This is a genomic window from Pseudomonas sp. B12(2026) (assembly GCF_057767015.1).
The window spans coordinates 163,601-184,564 of record NZ_CM173430.1; the positions used below are offsets into that span (position 1 = coordinate 163,601).

General features: G+C 66.8%; 20 protein-coding genes. 9 read left to right on the forward strand and 11 right to left on the reverse strand.

Features of this window, described 5'->3' with window-relative positions; genetic code table 11:
- Nucleotides 1-101 precede the first annotated feature (101 nt).
- From AC3B6A_RS00765 to zur, 8 genes are all read right to left on the reverse strand, one after another.
- A complete protein-coding gene (locus AC3B6A_RS00765) occupies nucleotides 102-755 on the reverse strand; it encodes a gamma-glutamylcyclotransferase (protein WP_488400421.1) in 654 nt (217 codons plus the stop codon).
- Between the two features lie 512 nt (nucleotides 756-1,267).
- Complete coding sequence (locus tag AC3B6A_RS00770) at nucleotides 1,268-2,050, reverse strand: MetQ/NlpA family ABC transporter substrate-binding protein (protein WP_488400422.1); 783 nt, start codon at nucleotides 2,048-2,050, stop codon at nucleotides 1,268-1,270.
- Nucleotides 2,051-2,091: 41 nt separating this feature from the next.
- On the reverse strand, nucleotides 2,092-2,757 hold the full coding sequence (locus AC3B6A_RS00775) for a methionine ABC transporter permease (protein ID WP_488400423.1): 666 nt from the start codon (nucleotides 2,755-2,757) through the stop codon (nucleotides 2,092-2,094).
- Complete coding sequence (locus AC3B6A_RS00780) at nucleotides 2,754-3,764, reverse strand: methionine ABC transporter ATP-binding protein (RefSeq protein ID WP_488400424.1); 1,011 nt, start codon at nucleotides 3,762-3,764, stop codon at nucleotides 2,754-2,756. Before AC3B6A_RS00780 ends, AC3B6A_RS00775 begins: the two co-directional genes overlap by 4 nt.
- A gap of 193 nt (nucleotides 3,765-3,957) precedes the next feature.
- Nucleotides 3,958-4,335, reverse strand: a complete 378-nt coding sequence (locus tag AC3B6A_RS00785; RefSeq protein WP_488400425.1) for a hypothetical protein — start codon at nucleotides 4,333-4,335, stop codon at nucleotides 3,958-3,960.
- 37 nt (nucleotides 4,336-4,372) lie between these two features.
- Nucleotides 4,373-5,161 carry a zinc ABC transporter permease subunit ZnuB gene (znuB, locus tag AC3B6A_RS00790; RefSeq protein ID WP_488400426.1) on the reverse strand — a complete coding sequence of 263 codons (789 nt, stop codon included), beginning with the start codon at nucleotides 5,159-5,161 and terminating at the stop codon, nucleotides 4,373-4,375.
- On the reverse strand, nucleotides 5,154-5,954 hold the full coding sequence (znuC, locus tag AC3B6A_RS00795; protein WP_488400427.1) for a zinc ABC transporter ATP-binding protein ZnuC: 801 nt from the start codon (nucleotides 5,952-5,954) through the stop codon (nucleotides 5,154-5,156). The genes znuB and znuC overlap by 8 nt, the downstream gene beginning before the upstream one ends.
- Complete coding sequence (gene zur, locus AC3B6A_RS00800) at nucleotides 5,954-6,460, reverse strand: zinc uptake transcriptional repressor Zur (protein ID WP_488400428.1); 507 nt, start codon at nucleotides 6,458-6,460, stop codon at nucleotides 5,954-5,956. Before zur ends, znuC begins: the two co-directional genes overlap by 1 nt.
- Nucleotides 6,461-6,531: 71 nt before the next feature.
- On the opposite strand from zur, the gene znuA reads away from it, so the two are divergent.
- From znuA to AC3B6A_RS00815, 3 genes are all read left to right on the forward strand, one after another.
- Nucleotides 6,532-7,464, forward strand: coding sequence for a zinc ABC transporter substrate-binding protein ZnuA (gene znuA / locus AC3B6A_RS00805; protein ID WP_488400429.1), 933 nt, complete (start codon nucleotides 6,532-6,534; stop codon nucleotides 7,462-7,464).
- Nucleotides 7,465-7,863: 399 nt separating this feature from the next.
- Nucleotides 7,864-10,011 carry an adenosylcobalamin-dependent ribonucleoside-diphosphate reductase gene (locus tag AC3B6A_RS00810; RefSeq protein ID WP_488400430.1) on the forward strand — a complete coding sequence of 716 codons (2,148 nt, stop codon included), beginning with the start codon at nucleotides 7,864-7,866 and terminating at the stop codon, nucleotides 10,009-10,011.
- Nucleotides 10,012-10,026: 15 nt separating this feature from the next.
- Nucleotides 10,027-10,716 carry a TSCPD domain-containing protein gene (locus AC3B6A_RS00815; protein WP_488400431.1) on the forward strand — a complete coding sequence of 230 codons (690 nt, stop codon included), beginning with the start codon at nucleotides 10,027-10,029 and terminating at the stop codon, nucleotides 10,714-10,716.
- Between the two features lie 340 nt (nucleotides 10,717-11,056).
- Here AC3B6A_RS00815 and AC3B6A_RS00820 read toward each other — a convergent pair whose 3' ends face one another.
- Nucleotides 11,057-12,007, reverse strand: coding sequence for a homoserine kinase (locus AC3B6A_RS00820; RefSeq protein WP_488400432.1), 951 nt, complete (start codon nucleotides 12,005-12,007; stop codon nucleotides 11,057-11,059).
- A gap of 28 nt (nucleotides 12,008-12,035) precedes the next feature.
- On the reverse strand, nucleotides 12,036-12,323 hold the full coding sequence (locus tag AC3B6A_RS00825; RefSeq protein WP_488400433.1) for a DUF2782 domain-containing protein: 288 nt from the start codon (nucleotides 12,321-12,323) through the stop codon (nucleotides 12,036-12,038).
- Between the two features lie 74 nt (nucleotides 12,324-12,397).
- On the opposite strand from AC3B6A_RS00825, the gene polA reads away from it, so the two are divergent.
- A complete protein-coding gene (gene polA, locus AC3B6A_RS00830) occupies nucleotides 12,398-15,139 on the forward strand; it encodes a DNA polymerase I (protein WP_488400434.1) in 2,742 nt (913 codons plus the stop codon).
- A gap of 263 nt (nucleotides 15,140-15,402) precedes the next feature.
- Here the strand turns inward: polA and yihA are convergent, their stop codons facing one another.
- Nucleotides 15,403-16,062: a ribosome biogenesis GTP-binding protein YihA/YsxC gene (yihA, locus tag AC3B6A_RS00835; protein WP_488400435.1), complete on the reverse strand. Its 660-nt coding sequence runs from the start codon at nucleotides 16,060-16,062 to the stop codon at nucleotides 15,403-15,405.
- 190 nt (nucleotides 16,063-16,252) lie between these two features.
- On the opposite strand from yihA, the gene AC3B6A_RS00840 reads away from it, so the two are divergent.
- The 5 genes from AC3B6A_RS00840 (at nucleotide 16,253) to AC3B6A_RS00860 (ending at nucleotide 20,809) form a co-directional block, all read left to right on the forward strand.
- Nucleotides 16,253-16,543 (forward strand): c-type cytochrome, encoded by a 291-nt coding sequence (locus AC3B6A_RS00840; protein WP_488400436.1) that lies wholly within the window; start codon nucleotides 16,253-16,255, stop codon nucleotides 16,541-16,543.
- 47 nt (nucleotides 16,544-16,590) lie between these two features.
- Nucleotides 16,591-17,196: a c-type cytochrome gene (locus AC3B6A_RS00845; RefSeq protein ID WP_488400437.1), complete on the forward strand. Its 606-nt coding sequence runs from the start codon at nucleotides 16,591-16,593 to the stop codon at nucleotides 17,194-17,196.
- A 169-nt stretch (nucleotides 17,197-17,365) separates the two neighbouring features.
- Nucleotides 17,366-18,007: a thiol:disulfide interchange protein DsbA/DsbL gene (locus tag AC3B6A_RS00850; protein WP_488400438.1), complete on the forward strand. Its 642-nt coding sequence runs from the start codon at nucleotides 17,366-17,368 to the stop codon at nucleotides 18,005-18,007.
- Nucleotides 18,008-18,017: 10 nt separating this feature from the next.
- Nucleotides 18,018-18,890 carry an endonuclease/exonuclease/phosphatase family protein gene (locus AC3B6A_RS00855; protein ID WP_488400439.1) on the forward strand — a complete coding sequence of 291 codons (873 nt, stop codon included), beginning with the start codon at nucleotides 18,018-18,020 and terminating at the stop codon, nucleotides 18,888-18,890.
- On the forward strand, nucleotides 18,887-20,809 hold the full coding sequence (locus AC3B6A_RS00860; RefSeq protein ID WP_488400440.1) for a GGDEF domain-containing protein: 1,923 nt from the start codon (nucleotides 18,887-18,889) through the stop codon (nucleotides 20,807-20,809). Before AC3B6A_RS00855 ends, AC3B6A_RS00860 begins: the two co-directional genes overlap by 4 nt.
- Nucleotides 20,810-20,964: the final 155 nt, after the last annotated feature.

A 20,964-nucleotide genomic window follows, 5' to 3' on the forward strand; every position in this document is an offset into this window, starting at 1 on the left:
TCGTCATGAGAGGGCATTCTAGGGAGGGTTTTAATATTCGTTAAGGAATAAGAAATTCTTTACTTATGCAGTATTAGCGCCAAACGAATCGCTATGAATCTTCACTCCCGCGCCCGGGGCAGCGGGCAACAGCGCGCCAGGATGCCCTCCAGGTTGAGGTCGGGCATGGCGTATTCGCGCAGCGCCCTGGCGGTCTGCTCGACGTAGTCGCGGGTGGTGCCGAAATGGCCCTGGGCGCTGTCGAGCACGCGCTGGACGATATTGTCCGGCAGCGCGCCGGCGTAGCTGGGCAAGTGGCGTTCGAGGACGAAACCCAGCGCGCGCACGCGGGTGCCGTCGTCCAGGCGGCAGCTCAGCCACTCCGGGCGGTAGGACGCGTAGGGCATCTCCCGCTCCCAGAGCGCGTAGAGGTTGGCGTCGAGGTTGTCGTCCGGCAGGCGGAAGGCGAAGCCGGAGCAGGAGCCTCCGCGGTCCAGGCCGAGCACCAGCCCCGGCGCTTCCGGCGTGCCGCGGTGGGTGAGGGACCACAGGTAGAGCCCGCGATGGTAGCCATGCACCCGCGCGCGGCGGGCCTCGGCCACCGGGAACTCCGGCCGCCAGATCAGCGACCCGTAGGCGAACAGCCACACGGGACCGGCGCCGTGTTCGCCCATGGTGATGTCGAGCGAGGCGCGCAGTTGCTGTGCGGTGAAGCGTTCCGGCACCCCCAGTGTCGGCGGATAGAACGGGCCATCCAGGGCGGGAGACGATGTCATGCGATACCCCTCAGGTCTCCGGACTGTCATCAACTTAGTGTAAGTGCGCAGGGTGCGGAAGGCCGTGACGGGCAAAGGATTATCGCCAGGACGGAATGACGACGAACGGCGGCGCAAACCGCGGGAGAGGGGCCATCCGATGCGCACCGTAGGATGGCGTGGAGCGAAGCGATACCCATCGATTCCGCTTCAGGCATCGCTGATGGGTATCGCAAGCTCCACCCATCCTACGGCCTCGTAGACGATGCCCGGCTTTGGTGCGGAAGAGCGTTCGCGAGCAAGCTCGCTCCTACAGGGAAGCGGCGCTGCTTCACCCGATGAAACGCGCGGATAAAAAAAGGCCGCTCACCCCTGCCTGAGTAATGGGTAAGCGACCTTGAAGACCGATCTGTTGTGCGGCTCCCGTTGTACACCCGCTCTATTTCAGGGGTTTGACAGTTTCCCCGGGGCGCGGAAACGAAAAAGCCCGGTCGAATGACCGGGCTTTCCGGGTGGGGCGGCTGTTGCGGCGATCAGAAGGCCGGAACGACGGCGCCCTTGTACTTCTCGAGGATGAACTGCTTCACCTCCGGGCTGTGCAGGGCGACGGCCAGTTTCTGCATGGCGGCGCCGTCCTTGTTGTCCGGGCGGGCGACCAGGATGTTCACGTAGGGCGAGTCGGCGCCTTCGATGGCCAGGGCGTCCTTGGTCGGGTTCAGCTTGGCTTCCAGGGCGTAGTTGGTGTTGATCAGGGCCAGGTCGACCTGGGTCAGCACGCGCGGCAGGGTGGCCGCTTCCAGTTCACGCACCTTGATGTTCTTCGGATTCTCGACGATGTCCTTCGGGGTGGCGGTGATCGAGGTGTTGTCCTTGAGCTTGATCACGCCGGCCTTGTCCAGCAGCAGCAGGGCGCGGCCGCCGTTGGTGGCGTCGTTGGGGATGACCACGGTGGCGCCGGCCGGCAGCTCGTCGAGCTTCTTGTGCTTGGTGGAGTAGGCGCCCAGCGGCTCGATGTGCACGCCGGTGACGGCCACCAGGCTGGTGCCCTTGGACTTGTTGAACTCATCCAGGTACGGCTGGTGCTGGAAGAAGTTGGCGTCCAGGCGCTTCTCGGCGACCTGGGTGTTGGGCTGCACGTAGTCGGTGAATTCCTTGACCTTCAGTTCCACGCCCTCTTTGGCCAGCATGGGTTTGACGAAGTTGAGGATCTCGGCGTGCGGCACCGGGGTGGCGGCGACGGTCAGGGTGTCGGCAGCCTGGGCCAGCGGGGCGGCAAAGGCCGCGGCGGCGGCGAAAGCGGCGAGCAGTTTTTTCATTGTTGGCTCCTGGAAAAGCCCGCGTCCGGCGGGCCGTATGGTTACTTGCGGGAGTAGTGGACCACCAGCTTGTCGCCGACGGTCTGGAGGATCTGGACGAGCACCACCAGAATGGCCACGGTGATATGCATGACGTTGTCTTGGAAACGCTGATAGCCGTAGCGGATTGCCAGATCGCCAAGTCCGCCAGCGCCAACCACACCGGCCATTGCGGTATAGGAAACCAGCGCAATGGCGGTAACGGTAATGGCAGCGATGATACCGGGACGAGCCTCTGGCAGCAGGGCGTTGCAGATGATCTGGCGGGGTGTGGCTCCCATTGCCTGGGTGGCTTCGATGATGCCTCTATCGACTTCTCGTAGTGCCGTTTCCACTAGGCGGGCAAAGAAGGGAACAGTAGCGACGACCAGTGGTGGAATTGCGCCTAGGACGCCCAACGAAGTCCCAACTATCAGCAGCGTGACCTTGATCATGTAGACCAAAAGAATGATGAATGGGATTGAGCGCAAAACGTTCACAAGCACGGACAGCACGCGATACAGACCTGGCTGCGCATAAAGCTGCTTGGGGCTGAAAACAAATAGCAGTACGCCCAGAGGAAGACCGATTATCACCGAGAAAAGCAGGGATGCGCCCAGCATGGACATGGTGTCCACGAAGGCTTGCCAAATCTCCGGCCAGTCAACGCCTTCAAAGTACTCATTCATGCGCGCAGTACCTCCACATGGACTTCAGCGGCGTTCAGCTGCGCCACGGCGGCATCGATATCACCGCCCACCAGCGACAGGGTGAGCTGGCCGTAGGGCTGGTCCTTGATGCGGTCGATGCGCCCCGCGAGGATGCTGTAGTCCACCCCGGTCTGGCGCGCGACGGTGCCCAGCAGCGGCGCGTAGGTCGCCTCGCCGCGGAAGGTCAGGCGCAGGATGCGCCCCGGCACGTGGGCGAAATCGTCGTGCTGCTCGTCCTCGTCGACGCGCTCGGCCTCGAAGACGAAGCGGCGGGTGGTCTCGTGCTGCGGGTGGAGGAACACGTCCGCCACCTGGCCCTGTTCGACGATGCGGCCGGCGTCCATCACCGCCACCTGGTCGCAGACGCGGCGGATCACATCCATCTCGTGGGTGATCAGGACGATGGTCAGCTTCAGCTCGCGGTTGATCTCCGCCAGCAGCTGCAGCACCTGGCCGGTGGTCTGCGGGTCGAGGGCGCTGGTGGCCTCGTCGCAGAGCAGGATCTTCGGCCGGCAGGCCAGCGCGCGGGCGATGCCGACGCGCTGCTTCTGGCCGCCGGAGAGCTGCGCCGGGTACTTGCGGGCGTGGTCCTTGAGGCCGACGCGCTGGAGCAGCTCGTCCACCCGCGCGGTGATTTCGGCGGGGCTGAAGGTGCCGGCGAGCTTCATCGGCATGGCGATGTTGTCGGCGACGGTCCTGGAGGCCAGCAGGTTGAAGTGCTGGAAGATCATCCCGACGCGCTGGCGGAAGCGGCGCAGGCCGTCGGCGTCCAGGGCGGTGATGTCTTCGCCGTCGATGACGATGCGCCCGCCGCTGGGCTCTTCCAGGCGGTTGATCAGGCGCAGCAGGGTGCTTTTACCGGCGCCGGAATGGCCGATCAGGCCGAAGACCTGGCCGCCCTCGATGCTCAGGCGGGTCGGCTGCAGGGCCGGGATATCGCGTCCGGCGACGCGATAGGTCTTGTGGACGTCGTGGAATTCGATCACGTAGCGAACCTTGTGGGTACGAGGAGACGCTGCCCGCCGCCAGGGCCGTTTTATGGACGAGTGCAGGCAACGAGCGTAGGCGGTCAGCCAAAACCGCGCATTTTAACCTGCTTTTTTATGGCTGATTAATCTTTGTTCAGCTAAGCACGGAACAAAAGGGAATAACGGGCGCCGCGAACGGGCGCCCGTGGGCTTACGGCGTGCAGGTCGGCTGGTTGCCGGGGGCGGCGGGCTTCTGCAGGCCGCTGACGTCGGCGGCGACGCCGGGGGCGCGGGGCATCAGCGAGCGGGCGCGGGTCAGGGCGGCGGTGGCGCCGTTGACGTCGCCCTTGGCCAGGGCTGCGCGGCTGCGCTCAAGGTAGGCGTCGGCCAGGCGCTTGCGGCGTTCGGCGAGCTGGGTCGCGGTTTCCTGCTCGGAGCCGAGCGCGAGCTGCGCGGACTCCAGGCGGCCGGCGGCCAGTTCGGTTTCGAAGCCACTGCTGCTGGCCGGGGCGCTCGCGGTGCTCTGGCAGGCCGTCAGGGCCAGCGCCAGGGCCATCAGCGAGAACAGGCGGATGACGAACGACTTCATGCGTCAGGGTCTCTTTTGATCAAAAAAGCACCAAATTCTACACCGTCCGGCGCGGCAGGACAAAACTCAGCAGGAACAGCCCGGCGGCGCTGACCACGATGGAGGGGCCGGCGGGGGTGTCCTTGAACCAGGACAGCGACAGTCCGGCGCATACCGCCACCAGTCCGATCAGACTCGCGCCGAAGGCCATTTGTTCAGGGCTGCGCGCATGCCGTTGGGCGGCGGCGGCGGGGATGATCAGCAAGGACGTGATCAGCAGCACGCCGACGATCTTCATGGCCACGGCGATGACGATGGCGATCAGCAGCATCAGCGCCAGGCGGATCGCGGTCACCGGCAGGCCTTCGACCCGCGCCAGTTCCTCGTGCACGGTGATCGCCAGCAGCGGCCGCCACAGCCAGCAGATCAGCCCCAGCACCAGGGCGCTGCCGGCGATTATCCACAGCAGGTCGGTCTGGCTGACGGCGAGCAGGTCGCCGAACAGGTAGGCCATCAGGTCGACGCGCACTTCCTTCATGAAGCTCAGGGTCACCAGGCCCAGCGACAGCGTGCTGTGCGCGAGGATGCCCAGCAGGGTGTCGGCGGCCAGCGGCTGGCGCTGCTGCAGGGTCACCAGCAGCACGGCGAGCAGCACGCAGCCGACGGTCACCGCCAGGGTCGGGCTGACGTCGAGCAGGAAGCCGAGGGCGACGCCGAGCAGCGCGGCATGGGACAGGGTGTCGCCGAAATAGGCCATGCGCCGCCAGACGACGAACGAACCCAGGGGCCCGGCGACCAGCGCCAGGGCCAGCCCGGCGAGGAGGGCGTTGAGCAGGAAATCAGCCATGGTTGCAGTCGGGGCCGTGCTGGTGGACCGGAGTGAAGCGGGTGCCGGCGGGGAAGGCGGGTTTCACCACTTCGCCGTGCAGGTCGTGGGCGTGGTCGTGGTGGTGGTGGTAGACGGCGAGGCTGCGCGCGTCCTGGCCGAACAGCTCGACGAAGGCCGGGTCGCCGCTGACCTGTTCCGGGTGGCCGGAGCAGCAGACGTGACGGTTCAGGCAGACCACCTTGTCGGTGGCGCTCATCACCAGGTGCAGATCGTGGGAAACCATCAGCACGCCGCAGTGCAGGCGGTCGCGCAGGCGGCCGATCAGGCGGTACAGCTCGGCCTGCCCGGCGACGTCGACGCCCTGCACCGGTTCGTCGAGCACCAGCAGCTCGGGCTTGCGCAGCAGGGCGCGGGCCAGCAGCACGCGCTGCAGCTCGCCGCCGGAGACGCTTTGCAGCGGCTTGTCGATGACGTGCGCCGCGCCGACTTCCTTCAGGGCATCGAGCGCCTTGGAGCGCTGCACGCCGGGCACCAGACGGAGGAAGCGCAGCACGCTGAGCGGCAGGGTCGGGTCGACGTGGAGCTTCTGCGGCATGTAGCCGATGGACAGCTTCGGCCGGCGCCAGACGCTGCCGCTGTCGGGCTTGAGCAGGCCGAGCACGCTGCGCACCAGGGTCGTCTTGCCGGCGCCGTTGGGGCCGATCAGGGTGACGATTTCGCCGGGCTCGATGCTCAGGTCGACGTTCTGCAGCACCGCCTGGCCGGCGTAGCTGACGCCGACGCCTTGCAGGCGGACCAGGGCGTCGCTCATCACGCCTCCCGCTTGCCGGGGGCGCAGGCGCCGCAGAGGCCGACGACCTCGACGGTCTGGGTTTCCACCGCGAAGCCGACGCTCTTCGCGCCGGCGAGGATCGCCTCGCTGATCGCCGGCTGTTCCAGCTCGATGGCGGCGCGGCAGTTGCGGCAGATGAGGAACTGGCCTTCGTGGGCGTGTTCCGGGTGGGCGCAGCCGATGAAGGCGTTGAGCGAGGCGATGCGGTGCACCAGGCCGTTTTCCAGAAGGAAGTCCAGCGCGCGGTAGACCGTCGGCGGCGCGGCCTTGCGGCCGTCTTCCTCGCTGAGCACGGCGAGGATGTCGTAGGCGCCCAGCGGCTTGTGGCTCTGCCAGACCAGCTCCAGCACGCGCCGGCGCAGCTCGGTCAGGCGCACGCCCTGGCGTGCGCACAGCGCATCGGCGTCGGCCAGGGCGCTGCTCACGCAGCGGGCGTGGTCATGCGGGCGGCAGGCGAGAGGCGTCTTGGGGGCGATCTTGTACATGCGATGGCGACGCTCGTGTGTAGAGACGTTATTATATTACTCTTTCATGTCCCCCCTGTGTGAGTGCCGCCGTGTCCTTCCGTCCCGCCGCCCTGCTGCTTGCGTGCTGCACCTTGCTGCTCAGCCTTTCCTCCCGCGCCGAGGTCAGCGTGCTGACCAGCATCAAGCCGCTGCAGCTGATCGCCGCGGCGATCCAGGACGGCGCCGGCACGCCGGACGTGCTGCTGCCGCCGGGCGCCTCGCCGCACAGCTACGCGCTGCGCCCCTCCGACGTGCGCCGGGTGCGCGACGCGCAGCTGTTCTACTGGGTCGGAGCGGACCTGGAGACCTTCCTGCCCAAGGTGCTCGAAGGCCGCAGCGGCCCGAGCGTGGCGCTGCAGGACCAGGCCGGCATGCACCTGCGCCGGTTCGCCGACTTCAGCGAGTCCAACCACCCGGACCACGATGAGGAGGACGGCGACCACGACCACGATCACCGCCCGGGCATGCTCGACGCCCATCTCTGGCTGCTGCCGGCCAACGCCCAGGTGATCGCCGCGCGCATGGCCGAGGACCTGGCCATCGCCGACCCGGTCAACGCCAGCCGCTACCAGGCCAACCTGAAGGCCTTCGACGAGCGCATGGACCAGCTCGACGCACGCCTGAAGCAGCGCCTGCGGCCGCTGGCCGGCAAGCCGTACTTCGTCTTCCACGAGGCCTTCGACTACTTCGAGGAAGCCTACGGCCTGCGCCACGCCGGGGTGTTCGCGGTGTCCGCCGACGTGCAGCCGGGCGCCCGCCACGTCGCCTCCATGCGCGCGCAGCTGCAGAAGGCCGGGCCGTCCTGCATCTTCAGCGAGCCGCCGCTGCGCCCGCGCCTGGCCGATACCCTGAGCCAGGGCCTGCCGGTGCGCCTGGCCGAGCTGGACGACCTGGGCGTGGCGGTGAAGGTGGATGCCCAGGGCTACGAGAACCTGCTGGGCAATCTGGCGGACGAGTTCGCCGGGTGCCTGGAGAAGCTCTGATTTCCCTGTCTCGGGCTCCGGCTGTCGACGCCTGCGGAGCCGGTTGCCTTTCGTAGGCGCGGATCTTATCCGCGATCGCTCCTGCACCTCCCCCGCTGAAAGGCTTCGCGGACAAGGTCCGCTCCTACGGGGCTACGCCTGCGCCATTCCCGGCGCGGGAGCGGGCGCATCCGCCGCGCCTGATCGTCGCACCGGGCCTCTTCCGAAACCGCTGCCAAGTCCTGCCGATCGTCTGGAATTCGGGAGTCATCGCGGCGCTCGCCGTGCAACCGTCTATGTTGTCTTGTTGGTGGCTGACGGCACTACATGTTGATATCCGTCAGTTTTTGGAGTCTACATATTGGGTTTACTCGCGCTCCATTGCGCCGGCAACCCAACCAACAGGAGGTTATTTCCCGGATGGCCAAGACCGATGCGCGCCCCCGCGGCGCCGACCAAGGAGTCCTCGCCCTGCAACCCGCCTCGCAGGATATCTGGGACAGCAAATACCGCCTCAAGCACAAGAGCGGCAAACCCATCGACGGCAGCGTCGACGAGACTTGGCAGCGGGTCGCCCGCGCCCTGGCCGGCGTCGAGGCCGACAAGGCGCTGCGCGAGCATTGGTACGAACGCTTCCTCTGGGCCCTGCGCAACGGCGCGATCCCGGCCGGGCGGATCATCTCCAACGCCGGCGCCCAGGGGCACAAGCCGGCCACCTCGACCATCAACTGCACCGTCTCCGGAATCATCCACGACTCCATGGACGACATCCTGCAGAAGGTCCACGAAGCCGGGCTGACGCTCAAGGCCGGCTGCGGCATCGGCTACGAATTCAGCACCCTGCGCCCGCGCGGCGCCTATGTCTCGGGTGCCGGCGCGCACACCAGCGGGCCGCTGTCGTTCATGGATATCTACGACAAGATGTGCTTCACCGTCAGCTCCGCCGGGGGGCGGCGCGGGGCGCAGATGGGCACTTTCGACGTCAGCCACCCGGACGTCCGCGAGTTCATCCGCGCCAAGCGCGAGGACGGCCGCCTGCGCCAGTTCAACCTCAGCCTGCTGGTCACCGACGGCTTCATGGCCGCCGTGGAGAACGACGAGGACTGGCCGCTGATCTTCCCGATCCACCAGAAGGAGCGCGACGAAGTCGACCTGAAGGATGCCGACCAGGTGGTCTGGCGCGACTGGCCGGTGCACGACGACTACCTGGTGGGCGAGGACGGCCGCGTGGCCTGCAAGGTCTACGGGCGGGTCAAGGCGCGGCACCTGTGGGACATGATCATGGTCTCCACCTACGACTACGCCGAGCCGGGCTTCATCCTCATCGACCGGGTCAACGAGCTGAACAACAACTGGTGGTGCGAGGCCATCCGCGCCACCAACCCCTGCGGCGAGCAGCCGCTGCCACCCTATGGCTCCTGCCTGCTGGGCTCGGTGAACCTGACCTGCTTCGTCAGCCACGCCTTCGGCGAGAACGCGCGCTTCGACTGGGAGCGTTTCCGCGAGGTGGTGCGCGTCTTCACCCGCATGCTCGACAACGTGGTGGAGATCAACGGCCTGCCGCTGGAGCAGCAGCGCGCGGAAATCCTCGGCAAGCGCCGCCACGGCATGGGCTTCCTCGGCCTGGGCTCGGCGCTGACCCTGCTCAAGCTGCGCTACGGCAGCCCGGAAGCCTGCGTGTTCACCGAGGAAGTGGCGCGGGAAATGGCCCTGGTGGGCTGGGAAGTGGCGCTGGAACTGTCCCGCGAGAAAGGCCCGGCGCCGGCCCTGGCGCAGGACTACGAAGTGACCGCCGAGATGCTGCGCAAGCGCCCGGAAATGAAGGCCGATGGCTACAAGGTCGGCGACAAGGTGCCGGGCCGCATCCTCCACGCCAGATACTCGCGCTACATGCAGCGGGTGGCCGAGCATGCGCCGCAGCTGGTGGAAGAACTGGCCGAGCACGGCGCGCGCTTCACCCACCACAGCTCCATCGCGCCCACCGGCACCATCAGCCTGAGCCTGGCCAACAACGCCTCCAACGGCATCGAGCCGAGCTTCGCCCACCATTATTCGCGCAACCTGATCCGCGCCGGGCGCAAGACCAAGGAGAAGATCTCGGTCTACAGCTACGAGCTGCTGGCCTACCGCGCCCAGGTGGACAACCACGCGGTGCCCGGCGCCGAGGAGGAGAAGCACCGCCTGCCGGACTACTTCATCACCGCCGACGACATCACCCCGCAGCAGCACGTGGACATCCAGGCGGCGGCGCAGAAGTGGATCGACTCGTCGATCTCCAAGACCGCCAACGTCCCCACCGACTATCCGTTCGAGGACTTCAAGGACATCTACCTCTACGCCTGGCGCCAGGGGCTGAAGGGCTGCACCACCTTCCGCTTCAACCCGGCGGCCTTCCAGGGCGTGCTGGTGAAGGACGCGGACCTGGAGAAGACGCTGTACCGCTTCGAGCTCGAAGACGGCAGCGTGGTGGAACTCAAGGGCAACGAGGAAGTGGAGTACGACGGCGAGATCCATACCGCCGCCAACCTCTTCGACGCCCTGAAAGAAGGCTATTACGGCAAGTACTGATACCCCTGGAGAGACGTGATGAGTGTCAAGATCAACCAGAAGATCAAAGGCTTCCAGGTGGTGGACGTGGCCGAGGAAAAGGCCCGCGCCGAAGCCGCCGCGGCGGCCGCCGTGGTGAAGATGGACGAAACCCTGCAGCGGCCGGAGATGCTGGTGGGCGCCACCTACAAGATCAAGTCGCCGCTGTTCGAGCACGCGCTGTACGTGACCATCAACGACATGGTGCTCAACCCGGACACGCCCTACGAGCAGCGCCGGCCCTTCGAGATCTTCATCAACTCGAAGAACATGGACCACTTCCAGTGGATCGTCGCGCTCACCCGCATCATGTCCGCGGTGTTCCGCAAGGGCGGCGACTGCACCTTCCTGGTGGAGGAGATGAAGGCCGTGTTCGACCCGCGCGGCGGCTACCTCAAGCGCGGCGGCATCTACATGCCCTCCATCGTCGCCGAGATCGGCGCCGTGGTGGAGCGCCACCTGGTCGCCATCGGCCTGATGGAAGGCGCCCAGCTCGACGAGGAACAGCGCCTGTACCTGGCCGAGAAGCGCGCCGCCTATGAAGCGGCGCAGGGCACCAACAAGGCCGAACCCGGCGAAGGCTTCCCCGCCGGCGCCCAGCTCTGCGGCAAGTGCAACACCATGGCCGTGGTGCAGATGGATGGCTGCGCCACCTGCCTGAACTGCGGGCATTCCAAATGCGGGTGAGCCGAGGCTGACCTTGAGCAGAGGAGAAACGGCAGGGATGCCGACTCCCTGTTCGATCTTCACGCCACCCGCTTCATGCCGCGACTGCTCTTCGTAGGACCGAGGGGGACGCCCAGTCCTTGCTAGCGAACCGCCTGATGCCCATGCATTCAGGGGAAAGAGAATCGCGGACAAGGTCCGCTCCTACGGGAGCGATTCGTCCGAACTTGGCAACGCAGCGAGGCATATCGGTGCGCCTGGCTCTTGTAGGAGCGGATCTTATCCGCGATCCGGCCGGCAGGCCGGTGCCATGCTTATCGCGGACGGAGTCCGCTCCTACGGAATCAGCACAGCCCGCGCATCACAACGCAAACGGCAAATGAATCTCCACCGTCTGCCGTTTCGCCAGCCGCCGCTCGAACTCGCCCGGATCGTGGATCAGCACGTCCTGCCCGGCAAACGCCTCGGCCGCGATCAGCCGCGACAGCCAGAAGCGCACGCAGGCCACCCGCAGCATCTCCGGCCACAGCTCGGCCTCCAGCGCGGTGAACGGGCGTTTCGCCGCGTAGGCCGCCAGCAGCGCGCGCGCGCGCGGGCCGTCGAGCCTGCCGTCCTCGGTCGAGCACCAGTCGTTCACCGTGATCGCCAGGTCGTAGAGCATCCAGCCCGAACAGGCGTTGTAGAAGTCGATCAGCCCGGCCAGGTGCGGGCCGTCGAACAGCACGTTGTCGCGGAACAGGTCGGCGTGCAGGTTGGCGCGCGGCAGCGCCGGCTGCTCGGCGAGCAGGCGGGCGATTTCTTCCAGGGCGTCGGCCAGCAGGGTGGCGGCGGCCCCGGACAGGTGCGACTGGAACGCCTGGCCTTCATGCAGCATCCAGCTCAGGCCGCGGTCGCTGGGGCGTTCGATGATGCGTCCGCGGGTCGCCAGGTGCAGGCGCGCCAGCAGGTCGCCGACTTCCCGGCAATGGTGGTTGTTCGGCGTGCGCTCGTGGCGGCCCGGCAGGCGCGGCTGCAGCAGCGCCGGCTTGCCTTCGAGCTGGCGCAGGGCTTCGCCGTCCCGGGTGCGCAGGGCGTAGGGCACCGGCAGGTCGGCTTCGTGGAGCACGTCGAGCAGCTCGATGAAGAACGGCAGGTCCTGCACCGGGCCGCGCTCCACCAGGGTCAGGACGAACTCGCCCTGTTCCAGGCTGATGAAGAAGTTGCTGTTCTCCGAGCCCTCGGCGATGCCGCGGAACTCGTGCAGGCGACCGAGCCCGTAGGGGGCAAGGAAATCTTCGAGAACGGGACGTTCCAGAGGTGTGAATACCGACATGCTCAATCCTCTGGAGCGTCGTGGGGGTTTACCAGCTGAAGATCCGCCACTGCGGGATCAGCATGTCCGGCTGGTCCGAGCGGATGAAGTTGCCGTCGCTGCCGTCGGCGCGCACCAGGAAGTACGGCTTGCCGGTCTTGGGGGTGACCTTGATCGCATAGAGGAACCCGTTGACCCGGTATTCCTGGATGGTCCGGTCGCCTTCCTGGCGGATGGTCACGTCCGGCTCGGGGCTCGGGGCATCGTCCGCTGCCATCGCGGCGGTCGTGCCTAGGCCCAGCAGAGCGGCGAGCAACAGGCGGTTCAACGTACGCATGATAACCTTGTCCCTTTGTCGAATTGGCTACGGACAGTTTAGCCCGTGCCCTTCTGAAAAGGTTGATTCCCCTCATGAGTCAAGCACCCCTCGTCCTCGTGGACGGCTCGTCCTACCTGTATCGCGCCTTCCATGCCCTGCCGCCGCTGACGACGTCCACCGGCATGCCCACGGGGGCGGTGAAGGGCGTGCTGAACATGCTCAAGAGCCTGCGCAAGCAATACCCCGACAGCCCCTTCGCGGTGGTCTTCGACGCCAAGGGCCCGACCTTCCGCGACGCGCTCTTCGCCGAGTACAAGGCCAACCGTCCGTCGATGCCGGACGAGCTGCGCGTGCAGGTCGAGCCGCTGCACGCCAGCGTGCGGGCGCTGGGCCTGCCGTTGTTGTGCGTGGAGGGCGTGGAGGCGGACGACGTGATCGGCACCCTGGCCCGGCGCAGCGCCGCGGCGGGAAGGGCGGTGGTGATCTCGACCGGCGACAAGGACATGGCGCAGCTGGTCGACGGGCACATTACGCTGGTCAACACCATGACCGGAAGCGTGCTCGACCCCGATGGCGTGAAAGAGAAATTCGGTGTCGGTCCTGAACTGATCATCGATTATCTCGCGCTGATGGGCGACAAGGTGGACAACATCCCAGGCGTGCCCGGCGTCGGCGAGAAGACCGCGCTGGGCCTGCTCACCGGCGTCGGCGGCGGCCTCGATGTGCTCTATTCCAGCCTGGACAAGGTGCCCGAGCTGCCGATCCGCGGCGCCAAGGGCCTGCCGGCCAAGCTGGAAGAGCATCGCGAGATGGCCTTCCTGTCCTATGAGCTGGCCACCATCAAGACCGACGTCGAGCTGGACGTCGACGTCGCCGCGCTGCACCCGGGCGAGCCGCAGCGCGAGGCGCTGATCGGCCTGTACCGCGAGCTGGAGTTCAAGCAGTGGCTGGACGACCTGCTGCGCGAGGCCAAGGAGGAGGGCGGCGGCGATATCGAAGCCGCGTCGGTCCAGGCCACCGCGAAATACGACACCGTGCTGGAGCAGGCCGAATTCGACGCCTGGCTGAAGAAGCTGGAAGCCGCCGAGCTGATCGCCTTCGACACCGAGACCACCAGCCTCGACCCGCAGCAGGCCCAGGTGGTCGGCGTGTCCTTCGCGGTCAAGGAAGGCGAAGCCGCCTATGTGCCGCTGGCGCACAGCTACATGGGCGTGCCGGCGCAGCTGGACCGCGACGCGGTGCTCAAGGCCCTCAAGCCGCTGCTGGAGGACCCGAAGAAGCGCAAGGTCGGCCAGCACGCCAAGTACGACATGAACGTCCTGGCCAACGCCTCGACGCCCATCGCCGTGCAGGGCATCGCCTTCGACACCATGCTCGAATCCTACGTGCTGGACTCCACCGCGACCCGCCACGACATGGACAGCCTGGCGCTGAAATACCTCGGCCACAGCACCATCCGCTTCGAGGACATCGCCGGCAAGGGCGCCAAGCAGCTGACCTTCGACCAGATCGCCATCGAGCAGGCCGGCCCCTACGCGGCCGAGGATGCCGACGTGACCCTGCGCCTGCACCAGACCCTGTGGGCCAGGCTGCAGGCCATCCCGTCGCTGGAAAAGGTCCTGACCGAAATCGAGATGCCGCTGGTGCCGGTGCTGGCGCGCATCGAGCGCAACGGCGCGCTGGTCGACGCCAACCTGCTGGGCAGGCAGAGCGTCGAGCTGGGCGAGAAAATGGTCGAACTGCAGCGAAAGGCCTTCGAACTGGCCGGCGAGGAGTTCAACCTCGGCTCGCCCAAGCAGCTTGGCGCCATCCTTTATGAAAAGCTCGGCCTGCCGGTGCTGGCCAAGACCGCCACCGGCCAGCCGTCCACCGCCGAGAACGTTCTCGCCGACCTCGCCGAACAGGACTACGAGCTGCCCAAGGTGATCATGCAGTACCGCTCCCTGAGCAAGCTCAAGAGCACCTACACCGACAAGCTGCCGGAGCAGATCAACCCGCGCACCGGGCGCATCCACACCAGCTACCACCAGGCGGTGGCGGCGACCGGCCGGCTGTCCTCCAGCGACCCGAACCTGCAGAACATCCCGATCCGCACCGCCGAGGGCCGGCGCATCCGCCAGGCCTTCGTCGCGCCCAGGGGCTACAAGCTGCTGGCGGCGGACTACTCGCAGATCGAACTGCGCATCATGGCCCACCTGGCCAAGGACGAAGGCCTGTTGGACGCCTTCCGCCACGACCGCGACGTGCACCGCGCCACCGCCGCCGAGGTGTTCGGCGTGCCGCTGGATCAGGTGAGCTCCGACCAGCGCCGCAGCGCCAAGGCGATCAACTTCGGCCTGATCTACGGCATGAGCGCCTTCGGCCTGGCCAAGCAGATCGGCGTCGAGCGCAAGGAAGCCCAGGCCTACATCGACCGCTACTTCGCCCGCTACCCCGGCGTGCTGGCCTACATGGAGCGCACCCGCGCCCAGGCGGCCGAACAGGGCTTCGTCGAGACGCTGTTCGGCCGGCGCCTGTACCTGCCGGAAATCGGCTCGAAGAACCAGGCCATGCGCAAGGCCGCCGAGCGCACGGCGATCAACGCGCCGATGCAGGGCACCGCGGCGGACATCATGAAGCGCGCCATGGTGGCTGTGGATAACTGGCTGCAGGACAGCGGGATCGACGCCCGGGTGATCCTCCAGGTGCACGACGAACTGGTGCTGGAGGTGCGCGAGGACCTGGTCGAGCAGGTCAGCGACGGCATCCGGCCGCTGATGAGTGGCGCGGCGGAGCTGGACGTTCCGCTGATCGTCGAGGTCGGCATGGGTGCGAACTGGGACGAGGCACACTGACGAACGGTCAAGGGGCCCGCATGGCGGGCCCTCCAGCGGGGCTGTCAAGGTCGGTCCGGGACACTGCGGGGCTTTTTTCTGTGACCTGCTGAACTTTCCTGCAAAGCGCTCAGTCAGAACACGTGAATGGCTGCTTAAGCCCTTCGATGCTCCTTTGCAGTGTTTAGTGTTGGCAGATTACTGGACCCCGCCCTAGCGGTCCGGACTTGGACCCCGAACTTCCCCCTCCCCATACGAAGCTCGGGGTTTTTTTTGCCTGCGATTCAGCCCTCGGCTTCTTCGCCGGCCTCATCTTCCCCGTCGTCCAGCAGCCCCAGCCAGCCGGCCAGGACCTTCTGCGCCTCTTCTACGCCCTGACGCTTGGGCGCGGAGAACAGCTGCAGGGTGGCGACGTCGCCCCAGCCCTGCTGGATTTCCTTGCGGACCTTGAGCAGCGCGTTCTTCGCCGCGCCGAAGGCGAGCTTGTCGGCCTTGGTCAGCAGCACGTGGATCGGCAGGCGGCTGGCCTGCGCCCATTCGAGCATCAGGCGGTCGAAATCGGTCAGCGGATGGCGGATGTCCATCAGCAGCACCACGCCGGCGAGGCTGTTGCGGCTGCTCAGGTAGGCCTCCAGGTGCTGCTGCCAGTGCAGTTTCAGCGGGATCGGCACCTTGGCGTAGCCGTAGCCGGGCAGGTCGACCAGGCGGCGCTCGTCATCCAGGCGGAAGAAGTTCAGCAGCTGGGTGCGGCCCGGGGTCTTCGAGGTGCGCGCCAGGTTGGCGTGGGTCAGCGCGTTCAGCGCGCTGGACTTGCCGGCGTTGGAGCGGCCGGCGAAGGCGACTTCCAGGCCGCTGTCGTCCGGGCACTGGTTCACCTTGGCGGCGCTGATGAGGAACGAGGCCTGTTGGCACAGGCCGAGAATCGGGTTTTTCGCAGGGTTCATGGGGGGCATTGGCATGTTCGCAGAGGGGGTGCGACCAGGTGTCGCGGGAGGCAGTCTCGTTTCCGTTTCGGCGTTGGAAGTATATAATGCCGCGGATTTTGTGTGCGCTTTATCCCCCAGGGTCGAGCGCCACGGGGACCACGAAGTCCGCGCATTTAGAACGCGGATGTTCCCTGACGATGAGGAAATCATGACGAAACTGCTGTTCGCAGCCATCGTTGCCGCGCTGGCTTCCAGCGCCCAGGCGGCCCAGGAGCCGGAAGCCGTGTTCAACCGTGCCTGTGGCGCCTGCCACAACGGCCAGTTGCCGATGGCGCCGAAGAAGGGCGACGCCGCCGCGTGGAAACCGCGCCTGGACAAGGGCATGGACACGCTGGTGCAACATGTGACCAACGGTTTCAACGCGATGCCGCCTCGCGGCCTGTGCACCGACTGCAGCGCCGAGGATTACCAGGCCATCATCCAATGGATGTCCAGGTAACCCCGGAGCCTTAACTCTTTCACCCTTAGCCGTTATTGGATTAGCTGATGAACAAATTGATCGTGAGTCTGCTGTTGACCCTGGGCCTTACCGGCGTTGCACACGCCGCTGGCGATGCCAAGGCCGGTCAGGCGAAAGCCGCTATGTGTGGTGCCTGCCACGGCGCCGATGGAAACAGCATGGCGCCGAACTTCCCGAAACTGGCCGGCCAGGGTGAGCGTTACCTGCTCAAGCAGATGCACGACATCAAGGAAGGCAGGCGCACCGTGCTGGAAATGACCGGCCTGCTGACCAACCTGAGCGACCAGGACCTGGCCGACATCGCCGCCTACTTCTCCAGCCAGAACATGGGCATCGGCATGGCCGATCCGAAGCTGGTCGCCCAGGGTGAAGCCCTGTTCCGCGGCGGCAAGCTGAACGAAGGCATGCCGGCCTGCACCGGTTGCCACAACCCGAGCGGCCTGGGCAACGCCGAAGGCGGCTTCCCGCGCCTGGGCGGCCAGCACGCGACCTACACCGCCAAGCAGCTGACCAACTTCCGCGAAGGCGACCGCACCAACGACGGCGACGCCATGATCATGCGCAGCATCGCCGCCAAGCTGTCCAACAAGGACATCGCCGCGATCTCCAGCTACATCGAAGGCCTGCACTGATCCAGGGCGCCTGGCGGAAATCGCTGGAATGAAAAAAGGGTGGCTTCGGCCGCCCTTTTTTGCATCCGCCGCCACTACAATGCTGGAACCGTGCCTGGGCCCCCAGGTCAAAACCGCTTTGCCCGTCCCGCGCAGGCAGGACGGATCCCGCTCAGCCAAGGAGTGAACCATGCGTAACCTGATTTTCACCGCCGCGCTTGCCTTCGCCGGCCTGTTCGCGCTCAACGCGAATGCCGCCGACTTCGAGGCTGGCAAGAACTACACCGAGCTGAACCAGGCGGTGCCTGTTTCCCAGCCCGGCAAGATCGAGGTGGTGGAACTGTTCTGGTACGGCTGCCCGCACTGCTACGCCTTCGAGCCGACCATCAACCCGTGGGTCGAGAAGCTGCCGGCCGACGTGCACTTCGTGCGTATCCCGGCGATGTTCGGCGGTCTGTGGAACATCCACGGCCAGCTGTTCCTGACCCTGGAATCCATGGGCGTGGAGCGCAAGGTTCACCAGGCGATCTTCGAGAAACTGCACGACAACCCCAAGAGCCTGACCACTCCGGAAGAGATGGCCGCCTTCGTGGCTGAGCAGGGCATCGACAAGGACAAGTTCCTCAGCACCTACAACTCCTTCGCCATCAAGGGCCAGATCGAGAAGGCCAAGAAACTGGCGATGGCCTACCAGATCAGCGGCGTACCGACCATGATCGTCAACGGCAAGTACCGCTTCGACATCGGCTCGGCCGGCAGCCCGGAGGCCGCCCTGGAACTGGCCGACCAGCTGATCGCCCGGGAACGCGCTTCCGCCAAGGCCGCTCAGTAAGGACCTGGCGATGCTGCGCCGACGGAATCGCGAGCGCGTTGCGGGGGCCTGCACCGCGCGCGTCAATCCCGATCACCAGTGCGCCTCGGGGCTGCCCGAGGATGGCCGCCTCCGTCTGCTCAGCTTCAACATCCAGGTCGGCATCAGCACCGAGCGCTACCGGCATTACCTGACCCGCGGCTGGCAGCACCTGCTGCCCGCCGCCGGGCGTGCCGTCAATCTCCAGCGCATCGGTTCGCTGCTCGCCGACTACGATCTGGTGGCCCTGCAGGAAGCCGACGGCGGCAGCCTGCGCTCCGGCTACGTCAATCAGGTGGAGCACCTGGCCCAGCTCGGGGACTTCCCCTACTGGTACCAGCAGCTCAACCGCAATCTCGGGCGCTTCGCCCAGCACAGCAACGGCCTGCTCAGCCGCCTGCAACCCTCCGCCCTGGAAGACCATCCGCTGCCCGGACCGCCGGGGCGCGGAGCGATCCTCATGCGCTTCGGCGAAGGCGAGGACGCCCTCGCGGTGGTGATGATGCACCTGGCCCTGGGCGCGCGGACCCGCACCCGCCAGCTCGCCTATATCCGCGAACTGCTGGACGGCTACCGCCACCGGGTGCTGATGGGCGACATGAACACCCACGCCACCGACCTGCTGGAAAGCTCGCCCCTGCGCGACCTCGGGCTGGTCGCGCCGCAGGTGGAGGCCACTTTCCCCAGTTGGCGCCCGCAGCGCTGCCTGGACCATATCCTGCTCAGTTCCGGGCTGGCGCTGGAGCGCGTCAGTGTCCTGCCGCAACCGATTTCCGACCATCTGCCCGTGGCCGTGGAAATCCGCCTGCCGGATGCGTTGCGCGCCGCCTCGTCGCTCGCCTTGCGCGACGAGGCTTCTGAATGAGCCGCGAGCGCGAGCCGCGCTGGAAACAGAAGTATCTCGACAACCTCGAGCAACAGGAAAAGCTCGAGCGACGCTGGAACGCCCGCGTCGACCTGCTGCGCCGCGGCCTGGTGCGCAGCAGCCTGGCGGCCGAAGGCAGCGACAAGGCGGTGGACGCCTGCATGAAGGAGCTGCGCGAGGTGCTGCGGCGCGACGAGATGGACGCCGGCCTCTCCCGCCTGATCCCGCAACTGGAACGTGCGGTGCTCGATTCCGAGCAGCGCCGCCAGCAGCGCATCGAACAGAACATCGCGGCACTGTCCCAGCTCGCCCAGCAGTTGCTGGCGCTGGAGCTGCCACGGGATGTGCGCAAGCCGCTCAAGCAGTTCGCCAAGGACATCGCCGCGCGGGCCAGCACCCCCCGCGAGTTGCCGGCCCTGCTCGGCGAGCTGAGCGGTCTGCAGCGCCGCGTGCTGGAACATTTCGACGACGGCGGCAACGAACAGCGCCCTGGCTTCCTGCAGCGTCTGTTCGGCGCGCGCGAAGCGACCGCCGACGCGCCGGAGCCGGAACTGGCAGCGCCAGTCGCGCTGGCCGAGGCAGTGCCGGCCGATACGGCGGTGCTGGACGAGGCCGTGACCGCCCCGGCCCAATCCCTGGCACCCGCACCCGCACCCGCACCCGCACCCGCACCGGTAGCCGCTGTAGCGGCGGAGCCCATTGCCGGGCCGGTCGCCGCCGCAGTCGAGCCGGTGGCCACCGAAGCGCCAGCCGCACCCCCGAGCGTGGCGCCCGCGCCAGCCCTGCTCGACAGCCTGCCATTGCCCCCCGGCCTGTTCGGCGAGCCGGCCGAAGCGGGTGACCAGTACGCCCTGCCGCCGCGCCCGGAGCCGGGTTACAGCGCGGTCGCGCCGCACATCGAGGCGAGCCTGCTGCACCTGCTGGACGAGATGCACCTGCCGATCACCCACCAGCCCCAGGCCGACGCCCTGCGCACGCGCATCCACGGCAGCCTGAACTGGTACGAACTGGTGCCGGTGCTGGACGACCTGGCGGTGCTGGTGCTGTCGCTCAACGACAACGGCCAGCGCGAGTTCGAAGGCTACCTGCACCAGCTCAACGAGCGCCTGGGCGCCTTCCTCGACGGGCTGCAGGCGGTGCACGACAACCACGCCGGCTCCAGCTCCAGCGCCCGCGACCTGGACGACACCCTGCGCGAGCAGGTCAGCGGCCTGAAGGAAAGCGTGCTGGAAGCCACCGACCTGGAGGGCCTCAAGCTCCACGTGGAGAGCCGCCTGCAAGGACTGGTCGGCACCATGGACCGGTTCCGCGAGGAACGCCAGGCCCGCGAGCGCGAGGTGGGCGAGCGCATCCAGTTGCTGATGACGCGGGTCGCGAGCATGGAAGAGGAGGCGCGGACCTTCAAGGCCAACATCGAGGACCAGCGCCAGAAGGCCATGACCGACGTCCTCACCGGCCTGCCCAACCGCGCCGCGCTGAGCGAGCGCCTGGAACAGGAAGTGGCGCGCTGGGAGCGCTACGGCGGCGATCTGCTGCTGGCGGTGCTGGACGTGGACCACTTCAAGCGCATCAACGACGACTTCGGCCATCTGGCTGGCGACAAGGTGCTGAAGATCATCGCCGCGGAGCTCTCCAGGCGCCTGCGCAAGACCGATTTCATCGCCCGCTACGGTGGCGAGGAGTTTGTCGTGCTGCTGCCCGCGACCCCGCTGGACGGTGGCGAGCGGCTGCTCGAGGCGCTGCGCGGCGCGGTGGAAGCCTGCCCGTTCCATTTCAAGGGCGAACGCCTGGCGATCACCTGTTCCGCCGGGCTGACCGCCTTCCGCTCCGGTGAGCGCGGCGACACGGCCTTCGAGCGGGCCGACCAGGCGCTGTACCGCGCCAAGCGCAGCGGACGCAACCGGCTGGAAGTGGACTGAGCGCCATAGACGCAACTGTCTTCGCCAGGTCCGTAGGATGGCGTGGAGCGAAGCGATACCCATCGATATACCGCGCGAACAATTCTGATGGGTATCGCAAGCTCCACCCATCCTACGACGGATCTCCGCTCGAAGATTCGTCGGGCATACAGCCG

Coding starts and splice junctions, on each gene's coding strand:
- AC3B6A_RS00770 (WP_488400422.1), bottom strand. CDS start 2,050: ATGAAAAAACTGCTCGCCGCTTTCGCCGCCGCCGCGGCCTTTGCCGCC.
- AC3B6A_RS00765 (WP_488400421.1), bottom strand. CDS start 755: ATGACATCGTCTCCCGCCCTGGATGGCCCGTTCTATCCGCCGACACTG.
- AC3B6A_RS00840 (WP_488400436.1), top strand. CDS start 16,253: ATGACGAAACTGCTGTTCGCAGCCATCGTTGCCGCGCTGGCTTCCAGC.
- AC3B6A_RS00855 (WP_488400439.1), top strand. CDS start 18,018: ATGCTGCGCCGACGGAATCGCGAGCGCGTTGCGGGGGCCTGCACCGCG.
- AC3B6A_RS00860 (WP_488400440.1), top strand. CDS start 18,887: ATGAGCCGCGAGCGCGAGCCGCGCTGGAAACAGAAGTATCTCGACAAC.
- polA (WP_488400434.1), top strand. CDS start 12,398: ATGAGTCAAGCACCCCTCGTCCTCGTGGACGGCTCGTCCTACCTGTAT.
- zur (WP_488400428.1), bottom strand. CDS start 6,460: ATGTACAAGATCGCCCCCAAGACGCCTCTCGCCTGCCGCCCGCATGAC.
- AC3B6A_RS00850 (WP_488400438.1), top strand. CDS start 17,366: ATGCGTAACCTGATTTTCACCGCCGCGCTTGCCTTCGCCGGCCTGTTC.
- AC3B6A_RS00775 (WP_488400423.1), bottom strand. CDS start 2,757: ATGAATGAGTACTTTGAAGGCGTTGACTGGCCGGAGATTTGGCAAGCC.
- AC3B6A_RS00845 (WP_488400437.1), top strand. CDS start 16,591: ATGAACAAATTGATCGTGAGTCTGCTGTTGACCCTGGGCCTTACCGGC.
- znuB (WP_488400426.1), bottom strand. CDS start 5,161: ATGGCTGATTTCCTGCTCAACGCCCTCCTCGCCGGGCTGGCCCTGGCG.
- AC3B6A_RS00825 (WP_488400433.1), bottom strand. CDS start 12,323: ATGCGTACGTTGAACCGCCTGTTGCTCGCCGCTCTGCTGGGCCTAGGC.
- znuC (WP_488400427.1), bottom strand. CDS start 5,954: ATGAGCGACGCCCTGGTCCGCCTGCAAGGCGTCGGCGTCAGCTACGCC.
- AC3B6A_RS00785 (WP_488400425.1), bottom strand. CDS start 4,335: ATGAAGTCGTTCGTCATCCGCCTGTTCTCGCTGATGGCCCTGGCGCTG.
- yihA (WP_488400435.1), bottom strand. CDS start 16,062: ATGAACCCTGCGAAAAACCCGATTCTCGGCCTGTGCCAACAGGCCTCG.
- AC3B6A_RS00810 (WP_488400430.1), top strand. CDS start 7,864: ATGGCCAAGACCGATGCGCGCCCCCGCGGCGCCGACCAAGGAGTCCTC.
- AC3B6A_RS00820 (WP_488400432.1), bottom strand. CDS start 12,007: ATGTCGGTATTCACACCTCTGGAACGTCCCGTTCTCGAAGATTTCCTT.